Raw genomic sequence first — 19222 nt, 5'->3', positions numbered from 1 at the left:
ACCCAGCCTGGCATTCGTTCGCCTCCCATGCAGACCATCACCAACACCGCGACCCGCTATGGCTGGGCAACCATCGTCCTCCACTGGCTGATCGGGGTTATCTTCATCGGCCAGTTCATACTCGGCTTCGTCATGGTCAGGACCCAAAGCCAACGCACGGCCTTCGAATTGATCCAGCTGCACAAATCCCTGGGCTTTCTGCTGCTTGGCCTCGTCATCCTGCGTATCGCCTGGCGGCTCGGCGATGCGGTACCGCCCTTGCCGCCTTCAGTCGGCATCCTGGAACGGCGTACGGCACCGCTGGCACATCTGGCGCTCTATGTATTCCAGCTCGCCCTGCCTCTGTCCGGATGGGCGCTGGTGTCGGTTTCGACGCTGGAAATCCCCAGCATGCCGTTCAACCTGTTCGTCATGCCCAACCTGCCGCTGCCCGAATCCGACGCCGCCGAAAGTTTTTGGGCGTCGGCGCACTGGTATCTCGCCTATGCCGGCATCGGGCTCGTTGCGCTGCATGTCTGCGCGGCCCTGCGCCACCATTTCCTGCTGCGCGACAGCGTGCTCACGCGCATGATCACGCCTTCGTCAGCCGGGGAATAGAACGGGCGTTGGTCTCGTTTGTGAGGTGAGGACGCCAGAGAGCGTTGCCTCCTAACAAGGAACAACCCAATGCGTGCGCGAATCCTCGGATTGGCGGCTGCCGCCGCCTGCCTTGCCATGCCAGTCCATGCTGCAGTCGTGCTTAGCGATGCTGCCGGCAACTATACGATCAGCCAGGCTGGTTCCGCGATCCGCTTCACCATCGGCAAGGCCGGCGGCGGCGGCTTCGACGGCGCCTTTGCCCGTTTCAAGGGCACGATCCGCATCGACAACAAGGATGTCGGTCGCTCTAAGGTCGACCTCACCATCTATCCCGAAAGTGTCGGGACCGGCCAGGGCCGCATCGATGCCTTCCTGCGTTCCGACGCGGTGTTCGACGCGGCCAACAGCCCCGAAATCCAGTTCCGCTCGACCAGCGTGACCCGCACCGGCGACACGACGGCGCTCGTCACCGGCCGGCTGACGGCGCGCGGCAAGACGTTTCCGGAGAAATTCACCGCCGAGCTCGACGGGTTGAAGGGTGGCACGATAAAATTCCACGTCACCGGCAAGGTGCTGCGCTCGCGCTACGGCATGGATGTCGGCACGCCGCTCTATTCCAACGTCGTCGATTTCGATATGACGCTGACGGGGAAAAGGGGCTAAGCGCGGCTGCGGTACCTGGTTTCCTCGCCCACTTTCGTGGCGCGAGGAACAGAGCATCCGCATTGGCTTTTCCAGCGATTTCGGGCAAACCTCGTGGCCGGTAAAATCGACATGGAGAAGCGTGATGTTCCGATGGGGTGTGTTGTCGACGGCCAAGATCGGCCGGGAGCAATTGTTGCCGGCGATCGTCGGGGCGGAAAACGGCGTGCTCTCGGCGATCGCCAGCCGCGACCTGTCGAAGGCCAAGGCATTGGGCGACCGCTTCGGCGCGCGCCACGCCTTCGGCTCCTATGAGGAGTTGCTCGCTTCCGACGAGGTCGACGGCGTCTATATCCCGCTGCCGACCTCGCAGCACGTCGAATGGACGGCCAAAGCCATCGAAGCCGGCAAGCATGTACTGGTCGAGAAACCGCTGGCGCTCGACGCCAAGGACATCGCGCCGCTGATCAAGCTGCGCGACGCCAGGAAGGTGCTGGTCTGCGAAGCCTTCATGGTCATCTATCATCCGCAATGGATCAAGGTGCGTGATCTCATCGCCAGCGGCGCCATCGGCCGGCTGCGCCATGTGCAGGGCGCTTTCTCCTACTACAATGTCGACCCCAACAACATGCGCAACAAGCTTGATCTGGGCGGCGGCGCGCTGCCCGATATCGGCGTCTACCCGACCGTGTCGACACGCTTTTCGACCGGCAAGGAGCCGCTGCGTGTCCAGGCGACGATCGAGCGCGACAAGACATTCGGCACCGACATCTATTCCTCGATCCGCGCCGATTTCGGCGATTTCGAACTGTCCTTCTATCTGTCGACCCAGATGGCGGCACGCCAGGTGATGGTGTTCCACGGCGAGAAAGGATTCATCGAAGTGTTCTCGCCCTTCAATGCCGGGCTCTACGACCATCACCGCGTCGAACTGCACAACCAGAACCACACCGAGGCGCAGGTGTTCCGCTTCCCCGGCACGCAGCAATACAGGCTCGAGGTCGAGACCTTCGCGCGGGCAGCACTTGGCGGCAAGGAGCGGGTCTTCACACTCGAAGAATCCGTGCTCAACCAGAAAGTCATCGACGCCATCTTCCGCGCCGGAGACACAGGCGACTGGGAGGCCGTCTGAGCCATTGTTTGACGCAATTCCCTAGGGAGAGCGCTACGCGCTTTTCCCGGGAAAACCGCCTCACACTCTTCCTGGAATTGCTTGCTTAGCCGGTTAACTTGGAGGAAAAATGGCTGACGACGCGGATGTGATCATTGTCGGCGCCGGCCTTGCCGGGCTGGTTGCCGCCGCCGAGCTTGCCGAGGCCGGCAAGAAAATCATCATCGTCGACCAGGAGCCGGAGCAATCGCTGGGTGGTCAGGCGTTCTGGTCGTTCGGCGGGCTTTTCCTCGTCGATTCACCGGAGCAGCGGCGCATGCGCATCCGCGACTCCCATGATCTGGCGCTCGAGGACTGGATGGGCACCGCCGCTTTCGACCGGCCGGAAGACCACTGGCCGCGCAAATGGGCGGAGGCCTATGTCGGCTTTGCCGCCGGCGAGAAGCGCTCCTGGCTGATCGAGCGCGGCCTGAAGTTCTTTCCAGTCGTCGGCTGGGCCGAACGCGGCGGCGGCAATGCCATCGGCCACGGCAATTCGGTGCCGCGCTTCCACGTCACCTGGGGGACCGGCCCCGGCGTGCTGGAACCTTTCGTGCTGCGCGTGCGCGAGGCGCAAAAGCGTGGATTGGTCGACTTCAGGTTCCGCCATCGTGTCAATGCGCTGACGCGGACGGGTGCAGCCGTGACCGGGGTACAGGGCGATATCCTGCAGCCTAGCCCTGCCGAGCGGGGCCACAAGAGCTCGCGCGAGGTCTCAGGCGACTTCGAGCTTCATGCCCAAGCCGTAATCGTCGCCTCCGGCGGCATCGGCGCCAACCACCAGCTGGTGCGGGAAAACTGGCCCAAGCGGCTGGGCAACGCGCCGAAGCGCATGATCACCGGCGTGCCGGACCATGTCGATGGGCGCATGCTGGCCATATCGGAACAGGCCGGCGGCTCGATCATCAACCGCGACCGCATGTGGCACTATGTCGAGGGCATCAAGAACTGGGCGCCGATCTGGACCGATCACGCGATCCGCATCCTGCCCGGCCCGTCCTCGCTGTGGCTCGATGCGCGTGGGAAACGCCTGCCGGTGCCGCTCTATCCCGGCTTCGACACGCTGGGCACGCTCAGCCACATCATGAGCACCGGTTTCGACTATTCCTGGTTCATCCTGACGAAGAAAATCATCCAGAAAGAGTTCGCGCTGTCGGGCTCCGAACAGAACCCCGATTTGACGGGAAAAAGCTGGCGCCAGGTGCTCGGCCGCGCCACGTCGGGCATTCCCGGCCCCGTCAAGGCGTTCATGGAAAAGGGCGAGGATTTCATCGTCGAAGCCGAATTGCCAAAGCTGGTCGCCCGCATGAACGCGCTGGCCGGCGGCGAACCGCTGCTCGATGTGGCAGAGGTCGAGCGCGAAATCCGCGGCCGCGACAGGCAGCTCGACAATCCGTTCTCCAAGGACATGCAGATCACCGCGCTGCGCGGCGCCCGTGCCTATCTCGGCGACCGGCTGATCCGCACGGCAAAGCCGCACAAGATGCTCGCCCCCGCGAACGGACCGCTGATCGCGGTACGCCTCAACATCCTGACCCGCAAGACGTTGGGCGGCCTGCAGACCGATCTCGACAGCCGCGTGCTCGGACCCGACGGCCAGCCTGTGCCGGGCCTCTATGCCGTCGGCGAAGCCGCCGGTTTCGGCGGTGGCGGCGTGCATGGCTATGCCGCGCTCGAAGGCACGTTCCTGGGTGGTTGCATTTTCTCGGGCCGTGGCGCCGGCCGGGCGGCGGCACGCTCGGTGGGGTGAAGCGGCAGCGGCTTGCCCGCTCGGCCGAGCCGTTGCCATCGACGAACTGCAGGCTAGGAAAGTTTTGGCGCGCCCGAAGAGATTCGAACTCCTGACCCCCAGATTCGTAGTCTGGTGCTCTATCCAGCTGAGCTACGGGCGCGCATCAGGCCATGTTTTCGACGGCCCCGCGATCCGGTCCGAAAGACCGGCCGCGAATGTGTGCAGTTCCCTAACGACTGAATTTACGAAAAGCAAGCCGATCCGGCAAAAGTTTTGTCGCAAGCCTGTCACGCGGCGATGCCGGCGCCGATCCCGGCACTTCGAGCCGCTGTGGGGCCGGCCTAAATCCAGACAGCGGACGATCGGGAACGGTTGGGGAGAGCGACGGGGGAAGGCACGGCACGAAACCCTCAGGCCGGGCGGCGCAGGCCACCACGGGCCTGGTCGAGCCGCACCGGCTGGTCGGGGATGGTGACGGCGAATGTGGTGCGCCCGCCGATCGATTCGACCAATTCCACCGTGCCGCCATGCGCCCGGATCAGTTCGTGCGCGATCGCAAGGCCAAGGCCGGTGCCGCCGCTGCGCGCCGAGCCGCGGAAGGCCGCGAACAGGTTTTCGCGCGCCTTCGGCGGCAGGCCGGGACCTGTGTCGGTGACGGCGATGCGGCTGACACTGCCCATGCGCTCGGCCGAGACCGCCAACCGCCGCACCACGGCGCTTTCGGTGTCGGCCGCCATCGCCTGCACCGAGTTGCGGCAAAGATTGGTGAGCACCCGGAAGAGCTGGTCGGAATCGGCATCCACCTCGAAAGCCACCTCGACGGCGTTGATGAACTCGATGCCCTCCTCGATGTCGAGCAGGCCGTGCACGTCCTCGACCAGTTGGCGCAGCCTCACCCTGCGGCGCGAAGGTGGCGGCTCCTGCGTGCGGCCGTAATGAAGCACGCCCTCCGAATAGGAGACGGCGCGGTCGAGCGCGCGCAACAGTTTTGGCGCGAAGGCCTGCACGGTCGGATCCTTGACCTGGCGCAGGCGGTCCGACATCAGCTGGGCCGAGGCCAGGATGTTGCGCATGTCGTGGTTGATCTTCGATACCGCCAGGCCGAGGTCGGCAAGATGCTTCTGCTCGGCCAGCATCCTTTGCAGCCGCTCCTGCATCTGCGACAGTTCGCGCTCGGCCACGCCGATCTCGTCGGCGCGGTCGGCGGGGTGAATGATCCGCCCGGGGTCATCGGGAGCCTCGGAGAAGGACAGCATCGAGCGCGTCATGGTGCGGATCGGGCCGATCATGATCAGGTCGATCGCGGCATAGACCAGCATGGCCGTGAACAGCGAGATCAGGAGCGAGACGAAGGCGACGTTGCGTGAGTAGATGAGCATGGCCTTGCGCAGGGAATAGTCCGGCATGATCAGCTCGAACTCCTTGTCGCTGTCGCCGACCGGTCCGAAAACGCGCAGCATCCTGTCGCCGCCGAAAAACAGCGTGTCCAGCGCGCCGGTCATGCCCTTGACCATGCCGACGCTGGCGAGATCGATGTGTTCGTCGACCTGCGGCGGCATGTCGGCCACCACCAGAAGCCGCGAGACGCCGCCGTCGCGCACCGCGATCGCCTTGGCGCCGATGGCCATCAGCACGTCATTCTGGGCCGTTCGCGACAGCGAGGTCGAATCGCCCTGCACTAGCACGATCGACACGGCGGCGGCCGTGCTCAGCCTCTCCTTGAGCCAGCTCAGCCTGTAGCTGGCGATCCAGGGCAGGAAGATCAGTACTTCGGCCAGCAGCACGAAAACGATGGTGAGCAGCAGCAGTTTGGTCGACAGGCCGCGCGACAGGGGTACCGTGCGGACAGCGGCTGGCGCCGTTCCGGTCCCTTCCCCTGCTTGGCTGGCTTCGCTCATGCGACTCGATCTTCACAATCACTTGATCAGCCAAGATTAGGCGATTACGGCTTTTTTGCCAATTTCTCCCTTGGTCGGAAAAATAGATGCTCCAAAAGAGGTGCGTCTTTAGCGCGCCGACGCCGGATTGACTTCCAAAACCCTTCTTTCTATAAGCCCGCTCACGCTCGGGCCATTCGTCCCGGCGCGGTTTCGATCGCGCCAAAACCGGCCCGGCAAAGCTCCTGTTACAAAGTGACAGAATCAAGAAGGGCCGCACCCCGCGGTATTAAAACAAATGAAGCGTACCTACCAACCGTCCAAACTCGTCCGCAAACGCCGGCACGGCTTCCGTGCCCGCATGGCCACCAAGGGTGGTCGTGGCGTCGTCGCAGCTCGCCGCAACCGCGGCCGCAAGCGGCTCAGCGCCTAAGCGAGACGAGATCGTTGCCCGCAACCGGCAAGCCAGTGGGGCAAAATCCCAAGCGGCTTCTGAACCGCGCGGAATTCCTGGCCGTCCGTCGTGGTGAAAAGCGACGCGGACGGTTTTTCCTCGTCGAGGTCCTTGACCGCGGCGACGGCGGGGTGCCGCGCGTCGGCTACACCGTCACCAAGAAGGTCGGCAACGCTGTTGTGCGCAACCGCGTCAGGCGGCGGCTGAAAGAGGCCGTCCGCGTCCATGCGGCAGATGACATGGTGCCCGGCAATGATTATGTCATCGTCGGGCGCGATGATGCGCTGCGCGCGCCTTTCGGTCAGTTGAAGGCCGAACTCTCCCGCCGACTTCGCGGAACACGATAGGCCAAGGGCTCTCGATGGAAAACAACCGGAATTTCTTCATCACCATCGCATTGTCGGTGCTGATCCTGGCGGTATGGCAGTACTTCTACGTGCTGCCACGCAGCGAGGCCCAGCGCGAGGCCGCCAAGATCGAGCAGCAGCGCGTCGAGGAACAGAAGAAGGCGGCCGAAGCGGCCAATCCGGGCGCATCGACGCCGGCCCCAGGCACTACCGCCCCGGGCGCCATTCCCAACGCCCCCGGCGGTGACGTCGTCACCGCGGCCGGCCGCGATCAGGCACTGGCGGCATCCAAGCGCGTCAAGATCGACACGCCGAGCCTCGAGGGCTCGATCAATTTGACCGGCGCGCGGCTCGATGACCTCAAGCTCAAGCACTACACCGAGACCGTCGACAAGAATTCGCCCGAGATTGAGCTGCTCAACCCGCAGGCTCTGCCCACGGGCTATTTCGCCGAGATCGGCTTTGTCGGCAACGACAAGACCGGCGCGGTGCCGGGTGCCGAAACGGTGTGGAGCGTGGACGGCAATCCGACGCTGACCCCGTCGACGCCGGTGACGCTCACCTACACCAACGACAAGGGCCTGACCTTCAAGCGCACCTTCTCCGTCGACGTCAACTACATGTTCACGGTGTCGGACACTGTGCAGAATTCCGGCTCGAGGGCGGTTTCGCTGTTCAATTACGGCCGCGTCACGCGCTACGACAAGCCGGCCGTCGCCAGCACCTATGTGCTGCATGAAGGCCTGATCGGCTTCACCGGCACCGAAGGCCTGCAGGAACACAAATACGCGTCGGTCGAGAAGGACAAGCAGTACCAGCCCGGCAAGTCGACCGATGGCTGGCTGGGCATCACCGACAAATACTGGGCCGTCACGCTGGTGCCGACCGAGAAGCAGCCGTTCCAGCCGCGCTTTGCCTATTTCGAGGACGGCCGTCACCGCTACCAGTCCGACTTCCTGACCGACCCGATCAATGTCGAGGCCGGCCAGTCGGCGACCGTCGAGACCGAGGTCTTCGCCGGTGCCAAGGAAGTCGCCAAGATCAACGCCTATGCCGAAGACCGCCACATCAAGCGGTTCGACCTGCTGATCGACTGGGGCTGGTTCCACTTCATCACCAAGCCGATGTTCTGGCTGATCGACACGCTCTACAAATTCCTCGGCAATTTCGGCCTGGCGATTCTCGCCACCACCGTCATCGTCAAGGCGCTGTTCTTCCCGCTTGCCAACAAGTCCTACGCGTCGATGGCGAACATGAAGAAGGTGCAGCCCAAGATGCTCGAGATCCGCGAGAAATACGCGGATGACAAGATGAAGCAGCAGCAGGCGATGATGGAGCTGTACAAGACCGAGAAGATCAATCCGCTCGCCGGCTGCTGGCCGGTGGCGCTGCAGATCCCGGTCTTCTTCTCGCTCTACAAGGTGCTCTACATCACCATCGAGATGCGCCACGCGCCGTTCTTCGGCTGGGTCCAGGATCTGGCCGCGCCCGATCCGACATCGATCTTCAACCTTTTCGGGCTGGTGCCGGTCACGCTGCCGCACATGCTGATGATCGGCGTCTGGCCTCTGATCATGGGCGTCACCATGTTCCTGCAGATGCGCATGAACCCGACCCCGCCGGATCCGACGCAGGCCGCGATCTTCACCTGGATGCCCGTCATCTTCACCTTCATGATGGCGGGTTTTCCCGCCGGCCTGGTCATCTACTGGGCCTGGAACAACACGCTGTCGATCCTGCAGCAGGGCGTGATCATGAAGCGCCAGGGCGCCAAGATCGAGCTGTGGGACAATCTGGTGGCGCTGTTCCGCAAGAAACCCTCGCCGGCGGAATAGCCGGCGCCTCTTTGGCAAGAGCCCACCCGGTAGGCTGAACCGCAAAGTGGGCGGTTCAGACAGGGGCGGATTTGACGGCTGGGTCCTATGTTCCACAGGGCTCAGCTTTTATAGTGATGCAGCGTGCGATGCCGTGATCCGGCACGCGATAGGGACCAGGGACCCGAACCGGCATCCTCCTGGCCTCCCCTCATTGCCGGCGAACCAGCCGAACCTCGCTGCTGCCGGATTGCCCCGCATGGAACTTATCCTGCGTTCAAGAGTTCGCGCAAAAGGCTTCCTAAAGCTCCCGCGTGGGAGGATCAGGTCGACGCGTCTGTCCAAATTCAAGGCAGTGCAGCGGATCGGCCTCATCATGCTACTTGCAGCGAGGCATTCCGATGAGCAGCAACATTCACCCAAAGACACGCAAGCCCTCCGACAAGGATTTGAAGCAGAATCCCGGAATTGGCTCCTCCAGGGGCACGATCAAGGGTGGCAATCTTCTCGACGAGGACGAGGAACTGGACGGCGAGAATACTTTCAAGGGAGATGTCGATAACGACACCACGCCGCAAGGCGGGGTCAATCCCCGGCAGACCGGGCGAACCAACGAATAGGAGCCTGGCACGACCGGCGTCGAACGTGCAGAGGATCGCCCTGATTGGAGGCTGTCATGCTGGATTTCGAGCACGCCAGGCATCGGATGGTGGAGGCGCACATCGCGCGCCGCGGTGTGCATGACAAACGGGTTCTGAATGCGTTGCGCCAGGTCGCGCGGGAGCAATTCGTCGATGAGGGTTTTGAGGAATTCGCCTATGAGGACAGCCCTCTGCCGATCGGCAGCGGACAGACGATCTCGCAACCCTTCATCGTGGCGAAAATGGCTGAGATGGCCGAGATCGAGGCGACCGATCGCGTGCTGGAAATCGGCACCGGCTCGGGCTACGCGGCAGCCGTCCTGGCCGAACTTGCTGAACACGTCTTCACCGTCGAGCGGCATCGATCGCTCGCGCAACAGGCGGAACGGCGGCTCAATGCCGCCGGTTACCGAAACATCGAAGTCAGGGTCGGCGACGGCACGAAAGGCTGGCAGGATAAGGCACCCTTCGACGCTATCGTCGTCGCGGCCGCCGCCAAGTCCATTCCCCTCGGCTTGCAGGAGCAGTTGGAGATCGGCGGCAGGCTGATCATTCCGGTCGGTGAGGACCCTTACTCGCAGCGCCTCGTTCGCCTCACGCGGATTGCGGCAAACAAGTTCGAGGAGGAGGACCTCGGTGGCGTCATGTTCGTGCCGCTGATCGGCGAGCAAGGCGGGCACGACGAAAACGCGCCGTCGGCGCGCGAGGTACGCCCTCCTCCATTGCCGCGGCAAATCGCGCGGGCGGCCGAAGATTTGCCGGCGATCGACGATCCGGCCTTCGGCGCAATGTTCGACCGGTTCGGCAGCCGGCGCGTCGTCCTGCTCGGGGAAGCCAGCCACGGCACTTCGGAATTCTATCGTGCCCGCGCGGCCGTCACCCGACGCCTCCTCCAGCGACACGGGTTCACCATCGTGGCCGTCGAGGCGGACTGGCCGGATGCAGCACAGATCAACCGGTATGTGCGCGCAGAGGAACGGCAGTCGGAGGCGCAGCCGTTCCAGCGCTTCCCGACCTGGATGTGGCGCAACACCGAGGTGTCCGAATTCGTCGGCTGGCTCCATGAGTACAATCGGGACGTGCCCGATCACGCGAAGGCAGGCTTCTACGGACTCGATCTCTACAATATGAGCGGCTCGATCGCCACGGTGCTTGCCTATCTAGACAAGGTCGATGCCGAAGCGGCCGCCGTCGCGCGTGAGCGCTATGGCTGTCTGATGCCCTGGCAGAACGAGCCCACCACCTACGGGCGCGCGGCGCTGCGGTCGGGCTACAGAACCTGCGAAGAGGCCGTGGTGCGACAGTGCATGGATCTGTTCGAGCGATCCATGGCCGAAGGCGACGGCGCTCTCCTCGACGCCAAACAGAGTGCACGTCTGGTCGCATCGGCTGAGCGGTACTACCGCGTAATGTATTATGGCGGCGCCGAGACCTGGAATCTCCGCGATCGGCACATGTTCGAGACACTCGATCAGCTTCTCGAAGCGCATGGACCGGATTCGAAGGCCGTGGTGTGGGCGCATAACTCGCATATCGGCGACGCGCGGCATACCGTCATGGGTACCGTCCGCGACGAGTTGAACATCGGCCAGCTCTGCCGGGAACGCTTCGGTGCGCGGACGGCGCTGATCGGTTTCGGAACAGATACCGGTACTGTCGCCTGTGCCTCGGATTGGGACGGTGAGATGGAGGTGAAGGACGTGAATCCTTCGCTGCCGAACAGCTTCGAGCGACTGTGTCACGACAGCGGCAAACCATCGTTCCTGCTGGATTTTGGGCGCCATGGCCAGCTCGGCGACGATCTGGCGGCGCCGAGGCCGGAACGCTATATCGGCGTCATCTACCGGCCGGAGACCGAACGGCTCAGCCATTACATGGACTCGTCCGTCTCCCGCCAGTTCGACGCCTTCGTCTGGTTCGATCGAACGTCCGCTGTTACGCCGCTCACAATGTCGGCCGACAGCACCGGCAAGGTACCGGATACATTTCCGTTCGGCATCTGAATGTCCGGAACTCGATGACGGTGCATTGGCGGGTCAGACTGTCCTCAACCGCACGGCCTGTCGAAAGCGCCTGGCTCGTCCGGGCTTTTTCTCTGGGGCGGGCATCCGTTCACGTTCCCGTGATCGGCGAAACTGAAAGCGCTCGCGCGGCGTGACTGCTTGTGCGTTTCCAAAGGCTATCAATTCCGATCAGCCCTCACCCGGAGGAAGACCACATGCGCTTGCCCACATTCAGGACCATCGCCATATCAGCCCTCGTCGCCGGCATGGCGATTTCCGCTCCCGCCTATGCCAAGAACCCGAATGTCGGCGGCGCGCCGATGTACGCCACCAAGAACATCGTCGAGAACGCGGTCAAGTCGAAGGACCACACGACGCTGGTCGCCGCCGTCAAAGCGGCCGGCCTGGTCGACACGCTGCAGGGCGCTGGCCCCTTCACCGTCTTTGCCCCGACCAACGAAGCCTTCTCGGCACTGCCGAGCGGCACGGTCGACACGCTGCTCAAGCCCGAGAACAAGGACAAGCTCACCAAGGTGCTGACCGCGCATGTCGTGGCCGGCAAGATTTCAGGCGCCGAGATGATGGAGAAGGCCAAGGCGATGGGCGGCAAATACGAGATGAAGACCGTCTCGGGCGACACGCTCACCGCCGAGATCAAGAAAGGCAAGCTCTACATCATGGACGAGTCCGGCGGCGAGGCGAAGGTGACGATCCCCGACGTAAACCAGTCGAACGGCGTCATCCACGTCGTCAACAAGGTCCTGTTGCCGAAGTAGCGGCTTCCGGCGAAAAGGGGCGCTGGCGGGTCGTTGGGGCTTTCTCGGTCCGCCATCCCCGCCTCATGACGGGTGCCATGTTTCTTGGGAAGCCCTATCGGCGAGGCCGGGGTCCTGTCGTCCCTCACACCTTCGTGCTGCCGCCCGGAGCGTCGAACGTTCAGGTCTATCAGGGCAGTGGTTTCTACAGGCGCGCTGTCCAACCCGATCGTGATCCGCCGCGGCGACAAATCAGCTTGTCCGCCACGGAAGACTCGCTCCCCGGCCGATTGGTGCTATAGGGCGGATCACGCTATTTTGAGCAGGCGCCTCCGGTTACGGATGCGTCTGTCTGCCAGTTCCCGGACGAACCCACATGAACGGACCCAACCCCGGCATCAAGCACCCGATCCCGATGCACACGCGCGTCGGCTTCCTGAAACCGTTGGTGACAGCGCCGAATATCGAGATCGGCGACTTCACCTATTATGACGACCCGGACGGGCCGGACAAATTCGCCGAAAAATGCGTGCTGCATCACTATACCTTCATCGGCGACAAGCTCATCATCGGCAAGTTCTGCGCCATCGCCGAAGGCGCACGCTTCATCATGAACGGCGCCAACCACGCCATGTCCGGCTTTTCGACCTATCCGTTCAACATTTTCGGTCATGGCTGGGAAAACGGTTTTGACCCGGCGACCTGGTCGAAGGAAGTGCGCGGCGATACCGTGGTCGGCAGCGATGTCTGGATCGGCATGGAGGCGGTGATCCTGCCTGGCGTGGAAATAGGCCATGGCGCCATCGTCGCCGCCAAATCGGTGGTGACGCACGATGTGCCGCCCTATGCGATCGTCGCCGGCAACGCGGCGAAAGTGGTCAAGATGCGTTTCGACGACAGGACGATCCGGCGGCTGCTGGCGGTGGCATGGTGGGATTGGCCGGTGGACAAGGTCGGCCGCAACCTCGACGCTATCAGGGGCGCCGATATCTCTCTTCTGGAGGCAGCAGCTTGAACGTTCCCAACAGCACCGCGATCGGCACCGACCTGTTCACGCGCGGGTGGATCTTCATCCGTGGTGTGCCGGCCATGAAGTTCCTGCCGCCGGAAGGGCCGCCCGAAATCGCCTTTGCCGGCCGCTCCAATGTCGGCAAGTCGTCGCTGATCAATGCCCTGGTCAACCAGAAGGGGCTGGCGCGCACCTCCAACACGCCAGGGCGCACGCAGGAGCTCAACTATTTCGTGCCGGACGGGTTTTCCGGCGAGGGCGCCGACCTGCCGCCAATGGCGCTGGTCGACATGCCGGGCTACGGCTACGCCACGGCGCCCAAGGAGAAGGTCGACGAGTGGACGAAGCTGGTCTTCGATTATCTCAAGGGCCGGGTCACGCTGAAGCGGGTCTACGTGCTGATCGATGCCCGCCACGGCATCAAGGCCAAGGACGACGAGGTGCTGTCGCTGCTCGACAAGGCGGCGGTGTCCTACCAGATCGTGCTGACCAAGACCGACAAGATCAAGGCCGCCGGCGTGCCGCGGCTGATCGAGGAGACGCTGGCCAAGATCAAGAAGCGGCCGGCGGCGTTTCCATTCGTGCTGGCGACCTCATCGGAAAAAGGCGAAGGCCTCGAGGAACTGCAGGCCGCGATCGTGCTTGCGGCCAATGGCGGCTAGTCGTCCTGCGCGATCCGTTGACCGCGCCCTGGCAATCCGTCAACATCGCAATGCCGTTCGAGGGCAACCGGATGCGTATCGTTTTTCGTTGTGATCCCGCGCTTGCCGAAATGCTGCCCCGGCCGGTTCCCGCGCGCGGCGTCCTGCCCGACTGGCTCCGCAAGATGCCTCCGAAAGCCTATTCGGAAATCCATGGGCGAGAGATCAGGACGGTAAAACAGTGTCCGCCCTTCGTCGATGCCATGACGCATGGCTTCATGATCCTGCTGCCATGCGACGTGACCGTTGAGAACGGGGCCTTCGAATGGCGGTGGGACATCGCCGAGCCGTCAACGAAGGGCCACCCGCGTTCGCCGCTCAGCTTCCATGTCGCCGAACAGCTCGCCGGCGCACCGTTATCGAATGGGCTGGCGGCCATAAAATTCAACAGTTTCTGGACGATCGAGCTGGAGGAAGGCTGGTCCCTCTTCGCCACCCATCCGGTCAACCGCGATGATCTTCCTTTCCGCCTGGTGACTGGTGTCGTCGATTCAGATCACTTCCAGGACGCCGGCATCAATTTCCCGGCGGTTTGGACCGACCAGGGTTTCTCCGGCGTGCTGGCGAAGGGCACACCGGTTGCGCAATGCTTTCCCGTGCCGCGCGCCGCGCCCGAACTTGTCTTCGAAAGCTTCGATGCCGTGCGCAAGGCCTCCTATGAAAAAACCGTCGCCGATGTTCTTGCCGAACCCGGCGTCTACCGGAAGCAGTTTCGCGTAAAGCGCGCCCGCTAACCTCCAAGCAGGCCCTTCAACGTTTCGCGATCGATCCAAAGCTTGCCGTGCGGCGCTGACGTCAGGGCCATCGCGATGATGCCGAAGGTTGTGGCGCGCTGCTTGTAGGCCGTTCGATAGGCCTCGATCGCGGCGTCCATGTCGCCCGCTTCCTGAAGCACTACCCCTAGATTGACCGTCGCCTCGGCGTTGTCGGGGCGTATCTCCATCACTTTGCGATAGGCGGCCGCTGCCCCCACATGATCATGCAGATCCTGCCTGACAAGGGCGAGATCGAACCACGCCGATGCAGGCGCGTCTCCCTTTACAGCCCGCTCCAGCAAAGGTGCCGCATCGGCGGGCATTCCGTCCTCGAACAGCATGCGGCCCAAACGCGCTGCCGCCTCCGCCGACAAGGGATCGGCAAGTATCACCTGCCGCCATGCCTCGAGCGCCTGGGCCCGGTCGCCCGCCTCATCAAGTGTCCGCGCCTGCTCGATGAGCACAGCGGCGCCAGGCGCCAATTCGGCCGCGCGTGAGAAATGGAACAGCGCTTGGTCGAGGTCCCGTGCCGCCCGCGCCAAGCGGCCGGCGAGCAATTGAGCGGATGCGTTGTCAGCCCGGATCGCCAGACTTGCCTGAATATGGGCGCGGGCTCCCGAAATCTCTCCCTTGGCGAAAAGAACGGCGGCCATGAGGTGGTTGAGGGCAGGATCGTCCGCCGCCTGGCGAAGAGCCTCCTCGCAAAGCAGCCGTGCCTGCTCGTGGCGACCGGCGTTGAAGTCCGCCACGATGCGCCGCATCTCATTCTGGAGCTTCGGAACGCCCATCCCGATCTGCCTTCACACTCGCGAACGAGAACCATTCCCGCGGAATGATCGGTTCTACCCAGATCCAGACGTCGACGCTCAGCGCCTTGAGGTCAAGCCGGCCTCCGCAAAAAAATGGACGGCCGTTTCGGATAGTCCTGTCAGGATGAACGTAAGGTCTTTTCTCCCTCTGCCAGCCTTTCGGTGCCGTAGGCTTTCAGGAACATGTCGACGCCCGACCTGACGATGTGGTCGATCTCGTCCTGGGTCGGGGCCTTCGTGCGGTAGGCGAAGATGCACTGCCGGAAAAGACCGGCCAGGCACAATTCGGTGAACTGATAGGCGGCGAGATCGACATCTTCGATCTCGAGCAGGCCGCGTTCGATGGCGGCATTGAGGAAGGTCACGACCTTGTCATGGCCGCGCTTGGGCCCGCGTTCGTAAAAACGCGCGCCCATGTCCGGTATCCTGTCGGAGGCGCCGATAACCGTACGCTGCGCCTGGATGACCCTGGCGGAGGTGATCTTCATGGACAGCACTTTGCCGAACTTGATCAGCGTCTGGCGCAGGTCGTCGGCGCGGTCGAGCATGTCGTACATATTCTTGAAGATGGTGCCGCGCTCTTCCTCGATCAGCGCCTCGAACAGCTCTTCCTTGTTGGCGAAGTAGACATAGATGGTGCCCTTGGAGACGCCAGCCTCGCGCGTGATGTCGTTCATCGAGGCGGCCTCGAAGCCCTTTTCAATGAAGACACGACGGGCGCCGTCGATGATCTGGCTGCGCTTGACCGGGTCCTGTCCAGCCGCCGGCCGGCCGCGGCGCAGACCTTCCAGCAGGTCTTCGCACGGATCGGTCTCAGCGTTGCCCACAGTCTCACCCATATAAATCGCACCTCGAAATAATTCGAACCACCCGGTTCGATTTCCTCTTGATATGGTCCTCTTTACGCGCTATGTCAACGGCCAGATCGAACCGAACGGTTCAGTATTATAACATTAGAGAGATGTCATGTCCTCGAACACGCCTGCCACCGCCGAAGTCCGCCCTTTTCCCAATGCCAAGGTCGCCCCGGCGACGGAAGCGCCCGATGTGCATGTCCAGCCGGCTGTCGCACCGCCGCCGGAGGCTGAAGCTCCGGCCAAGAAGAAGCGCTCGGTGCGTTCCTTCCTGCTGCCGATCATCGGCCTTGCCCTTTTGAGCGGCGGCGCCTGGTACGGCTATGATTACTGGACCACGGGCCGCTTCATGATCTCGACGGACGATGCTTATGTCCAGGCCGACATGTCGTTCGTCTCGCCAAAAATTTCCGGCTATGTCGATCAGATCCTGGTCAGCGAAAACCAGCAGGTCAAGGCAGGCGATCCGCTGCTGACGATCGATGCCGGCGATTACAAGATCGCCGTTGCCCAGGCCGAGGCGCAGATCGCCACACTGGCCAAGACGCTCGACCGCATCGACGCGCAGACCAAGGCCGCGCAGGCCTCCCTGCAGCAGGCGCAGGCGCAGAAGGTCGCCGACCAGGCCGCCGCCGACAATGCCGGCCGTGCCCAGCAGCGCGCCGCGCAACTGGTCAAGACGCATGTCGGCACGCAGGCACAGCTGGACGACGCCCAGACCGCGCTCGACCAGGCCAAGGCCGCGCTCGTCGGCGCCGATGCGCAGATCGCCGCCGCGCAAGCCAATATCGGCGTGCTCGAGGCGCAGCGCGCAGAATCCGCCAGCACACTGGCATCGCTGCAGCTCGGCCGCGACAAGGCCGCGCGCGATCTCTCCTTCACCGTGCTCAAGGCGCCTTATGACGGCGTCGTCGGCAACCGCTCCGTCGAACAAGGCGATCTGGTCAGCCCCGGCCAGAAGCTCGCCGTGGTCGTGCCTATGGACAAGCTCTATATCGTCGCCAATTTCAAGGAGACGCAGCTTGCCCGGCTCGTGCCTGGCGAAAAGGTCAACATCGCGGTCGACGCCATCGACGGCCACCCCATCCAGGGGACCGTCTCCTCGCTGGCGCCGGCGTCAGGCGCGGTGTTCTCGCTGCTGCCGCCGGAAAACGCCACCGGCAACTTCACCAAGGTGGTGCAGCGCGTGCCGGTCCGCATCGAGGTGCCGGCCGACGCGCTGAAAACCGGCAAGCTGCGTGCCGGCTTGAGCGTCGTCGTCGCCGTCGACAGCCGCACCGCGCCTGCCGCGACAAGTAACTAATCGCTTTTCGGAGGGCGGCTTGGTGGCCGATTGAAGCACCGAGCCGTCCGGCCTGCCTCAAGGAGGCTCAGGACATGGCAACCGCAACCATCACCGCAGGATCGCCGCCGGCGATACCGGCAGCGCCCGACACCATCTCGACCCGACGCGTCATCGCCTTCCTGGCGATGGTGTTCGGCATGTTCATGGCGATCCTGGACATCCAGATCGTCTCGGCCTCGCTGGCCGAGATCCAGGCCGGCCTCAGCGCCAGCTCCGACGAGATCCCGTGGGTGCAGACGGCCTATTTGATCGCCGAGGTGGTCATGATCCCGCTGTCGGGCTTCCTCAGCCGGATGCTGTCGACGCGCGTGCTGTTCACCGTCGCGGCCGCCGGCTTCACCGCGGCCAGCGCCCTTGCCGCGACCGCCACCAACATCGACCAGATGATCGTCTACCGCGCCGTGCAGGGTTTCATCGGCGGCGGCATGATCCCGAGTGTCTTCGCGGCCGCCTTCACCATCTTCCCGCCCTCGCGCCGCGCCATCGTCTCGCCGATGATCGGCCTGGTGGCGACACTGGCGCCGACCATCGGCCCGACCGTCGGCGGCTATATCAGCCACGCCTTTTCATGGCACTGGCTGTTCCTGGTCAATGTCGTACCGGGCATTCTGGTGGCGACCGCGGCCTGGTCGCTGATCGATTTCGACAAGCCCAATCTCAAGCTGTTCTCGAAGTTCGACTGGTGGGGCCTCGCCGGCATGGCCGCCTTCCTCGGCTGCATGGAATATGTGCTCGAGGAGGGTCCGAACAACGACTGGCTGCAGGACCAGGCCGTGTTCATATGCGCCATCGTCATGACCATCGGCGCGGTGATCTTTTTCTGGCGTGTCTTCACGGCCGAGGAGCCGATCGTCGACCTCAAGGCGTTCAGCAACATCAATTTCGCCTTCGGCTCGCTGTTTTCCTTCGTCATCGGCATCGGCCTCTATGGCCTGACCTATCTCTACCCGGTCTTCCTCGGACGCATCCGCGGCTACGATTCGATGATGATCGGCGAAGCGCTGTTCGTCAGCGGCCTGGCCATGTTCTTCACCGCGCCCATCTCCGGCATCCTGTCGAGCAAGATGGATCTGCGGCTGATGATGATGATCGGCCTGTTCGGCTTCGCCACCGGCACTTGGTGGATGACGCATCTGACCGCCGACTGGGACTTTTACGAGCTGCTCATCCCGCAGATCCTGCGCGGCTGCTCGATGATGCTGTGCATGGTGCCGATCAACAATATCGCGCTCGGCACCTTGCCGCCGGACCGGTTGAAGAACGCGTCCGGACTGTTCAACCTCACCCGCAACCTTGGCGGCGCCGTCGGCCTTGCCCTCATCAACACCGTGCTGATCGATCGCAATGCCTTCCACTATGCCCGGCTCTCCGAGCATGTGCAGTGGGGCAGTGCCGCCGCGCAGACCAAGCTGCAGAACATGACGCTCAATTTCGAGCAGACCACCGGCCTGGACGCCACAAGTGCGGCGATCTCCAAGCTGTCGGGCATGGTCCACCAGCAGGCGGCGCTGCTGTCCTTCATGGATGTGTTCTATCTGCTGACCGTACTGTTCGGGACGCTGGGCTTCTTCACCATGCTGATCAGGAAGCCGGGCGCGCCCGGTGGTGGCGGCGGCGGGCACTGAAGCAACGAAAAAGTGGGCAGCGGTTTCGGGAAGCTCCTCCAGTCCACGCCCGAAAAGCTCTGACCACGCAAAAAACTCCGGGCCGCAAAGCCCGGAGTTTTTTATATCCGCTTGGACCTGGCGTAATTCC

General features: G+C 63.3%; 18 protein-coding genes and 1 tRNA gene. 15 read left to right on the top strand and 4 right to left on the bottom strand.

The window, feature by feature from the left end; translation table 11 throughout:
• Window positions 1–27: 27 nt before the first annotated feature.
• The 4 genes from M653_RS0113705 to M653_RS0113690 all read left to right on the top strand — a co-directional run bounded on the left by M653_RS0113705 (window position 28) and on the right by M653_RS0113690 (window position 4121).
• Window positions 28–597, top strand: coding sequence for a cytochrome b (locus M653_RS0113705; protein WP_027143863.1), 570 nt, complete (start codon window positions 28–30; stop codon window positions 595–597).
• A gap of 69 nt (window positions 598–666) precedes the next feature.
• The gene (locus M653_RS0113700) at window positions 667–1242 is read left to right on the top strand and encodes a YceI family protein (protein ID WP_027143862.1); all 576 of its coding nucleotides are present in this window, start codon (window positions 667–669) and stop codon (window positions 1240–1242) included.
• A 124-nt stretch (window positions 1243–1366) separates the two neighbouring features.
• Window positions 1367–2353, top strand: a complete 987-nt coding sequence (locus M653_RS0113695; protein WP_027143861.1) for a Gfo/Idh/MocA family oxidoreductase — start codon at window positions 1367–1369, stop codon at window positions 2351–2353.
• Window positions 2354–2462: 109 nt separating this feature from the next.
• On the top strand, window positions 2463–4121 hold the full coding sequence (locus M653_RS0113690; RefSeq protein WP_027143860.1) for an FAD-binding dehydrogenase: 1659 nt from the start codon (window positions 2463–2465) through the stop codon (window positions 4119–4121).
• Between the two features lie 65 nt (window positions 4122–4186).
• On the opposite strand, the gene M653_RS0113685 is transcribed toward M653_RS0113690, so the two are convergent.
• Both M653_RS0113685 and M653_RS0113680 read right to left on the bottom strand, forming a co-directional pair.
• Window positions 4187–4263: transfer RNA gene (locus M653_RS0113685), tRNA-Arg, on the bottom strand.
• A 250-nt stretch (window positions 4264–4513) separates the two neighbouring features.
• Complete coding sequence (locus M653_RS0113680) at window positions 4514–6001, bottom strand: HAMP domain-containing sensor histidine kinase (RefSeq protein ID WP_027143859.1); 1488 nt, start codon at window positions 5999–6001, stop codon at window positions 4514–4516.
• A gap of 277 nt (window positions 6002–6278) precedes the next feature.
• Between M653_RS0113680 and rpmH the strand changes: the two genes are divergently transcribed.
• From rpmH to M653_RS0113635, 9 genes are all read left to right on the top strand, one after another.
• Entirely contained in the window at window positions 6279–6413 is a 135-nt protein-coding gene (gene rpmH / locus M653_RS0113675; protein WP_008833937.1) for a 50S ribosomal protein L34, read from the top strand.
• 14 nt (window positions 6414–6427) lie between these two features.
• Window positions 6428–6781 carry a ribonuclease P protein component gene (gene rnpA, locus M653_RS0113670; RefSeq protein ID WP_027143858.1) on the top strand — a complete coding sequence of 118 codons (354 nt, stop codon included), beginning with the start codon at window positions 6428–6430 and terminating at the stop codon, window positions 6779–6781.
• Between the two features lie 14 nt (window positions 6782–6795).
• Window positions 6796–8616, top strand: coding sequence for a membrane protein insertase YidC (yidC, locus tag M653_RS0113665; protein WP_027143857.1), 1821 nt, complete (start codon window positions 6796–6798; stop codon window positions 8614–8616).
• A gap of 380 nt (window positions 8617–8996) precedes the next feature.
• Window positions 8997–9215: a hypothetical protein gene (locus M653_RS0113660; RefSeq protein WP_027143856.1), complete on the top strand. Its 219-nt coding sequence runs from the start codon at window positions 8997–8999 to the stop codon at window positions 9213–9215.
• A 56-nt stretch (window positions 9216–9271) separates the two neighbouring features.
• The gene (locus M653_RS0113655; RefSeq protein WP_027143855.1) at window positions 9272–11239 is read left to right on the top strand and encodes a protein-L-isoaspartate(D-aspartate) O-methyltransferase; all 1968 of its coding nucleotides are present in this window, start codon (window positions 9272–9274) and stop codon (window positions 11237–11239) included.
• Window positions 11240–11454: 215 nt separating this feature from the next.
• On the top strand, window positions 11455–12015 hold the full coding sequence (locus tag M653_RS0113650; RefSeq protein WP_027143854.1) for a fasciclin domain-containing protein: 561 nt from the start codon (window positions 11455–11457) through the stop codon (window positions 12013–12015).
• A gap of 355 nt (window positions 12016–12370) precedes the next feature.
• Window positions 12371–13009, top strand: coding sequence for a CatB-related O-acetyltransferase (locus M653_RS0113645; RefSeq protein ID WP_027143853.1), 639 nt, complete (start codon window positions 12371–12373; stop codon window positions 13007–13009).
• Window positions 13006–13665, top strand: a complete 660-nt coding sequence (yihA, locus tag M653_RS0113640) for a ribosome biogenesis GTP-binding protein YihA/YsxC (RefSeq protein WP_027143852.1) — start codon at window positions 13006–13008, stop codon at window positions 13663–13665. The genes M653_RS0113645 and yihA overlap by 4 nt, the downstream gene beginning before the upstream one ends.
• Before the next feature lie 71 nt (window positions 13666–13736).
• Entirely contained in the window at window positions 13737–14438 is a 702-nt protein-coding gene (locus M653_RS0113635; RefSeq protein WP_027143851.1) for a hypothetical protein, read from the top strand.
• Here the strand turns inward: M653_RS0113635 and M653_RS0113630 are convergent.
• Window positions 14435–15247, bottom strand: a complete 813-nt coding sequence (locus M653_RS0113630) for a tetratricopeptide repeat protein (RefSeq protein WP_027143850.1) — start codon at window positions 15245–15247, stop codon at window positions 14435–14437. The genes M653_RS0113635 and M653_RS0113630 overlap by 4 nt on opposite strands.
• Window positions 15248–15387: 140 nt before the next feature.
• Window positions 15388–16107 (bottom strand): TetR/AcrR family transcriptional regulator, encoded by a 720-nt coding sequence (locus tag M653_RS0113625; RefSeq protein WP_027143849.1) that lies wholly within the window; start codon window positions 16105–16107, stop codon window positions 15388–15390.
• Window positions 16108–16234: 127 nt separating this feature from the next.
• On the opposite strand from M653_RS0113625, the gene M653_RS0113620 reads away from it, so the two are divergent.
• Both M653_RS0113620 and M653_RS0113615 read left to right on the top strand, forming a co-directional pair.
• Window positions 16235–17425: an HlyD family secretion protein gene (locus tag M653_RS0113620; protein WP_027143848.1), complete on the top strand. Its 1191-nt coding sequence runs from the start codon at window positions 16235–16237 to the stop codon at window positions 17423–17425.
• A gap of 74 nt (window positions 17426–17499) precedes the next feature.
• Complete coding sequence (locus M653_RS0113615; protein ID WP_032935299.1) at window positions 17500–19092, top strand: DHA2 family efflux MFS transporter permease subunit; 1593 nt, start codon at window positions 17500–17502, stop codon at window positions 19090–19092.
• Window positions 19093–19222 lie beyond the last annotated feature (130 nt).

The sequence above is a fragment of the Mesorhizobium sp. WSM3626 genome (genome assembly GCF_000513935.1).
GTDB lineage: Bacteria > Pseudomonadota > Alphaproteobacteria > Rhizobiales > Rhizobiaceae > Mesorhizobium > Mesorhizobium salmacidum.
Note: the sequence above shows the minus strand (reverse complement) of the source record. Positions and strands in the feature narration are given on the sequence as shown.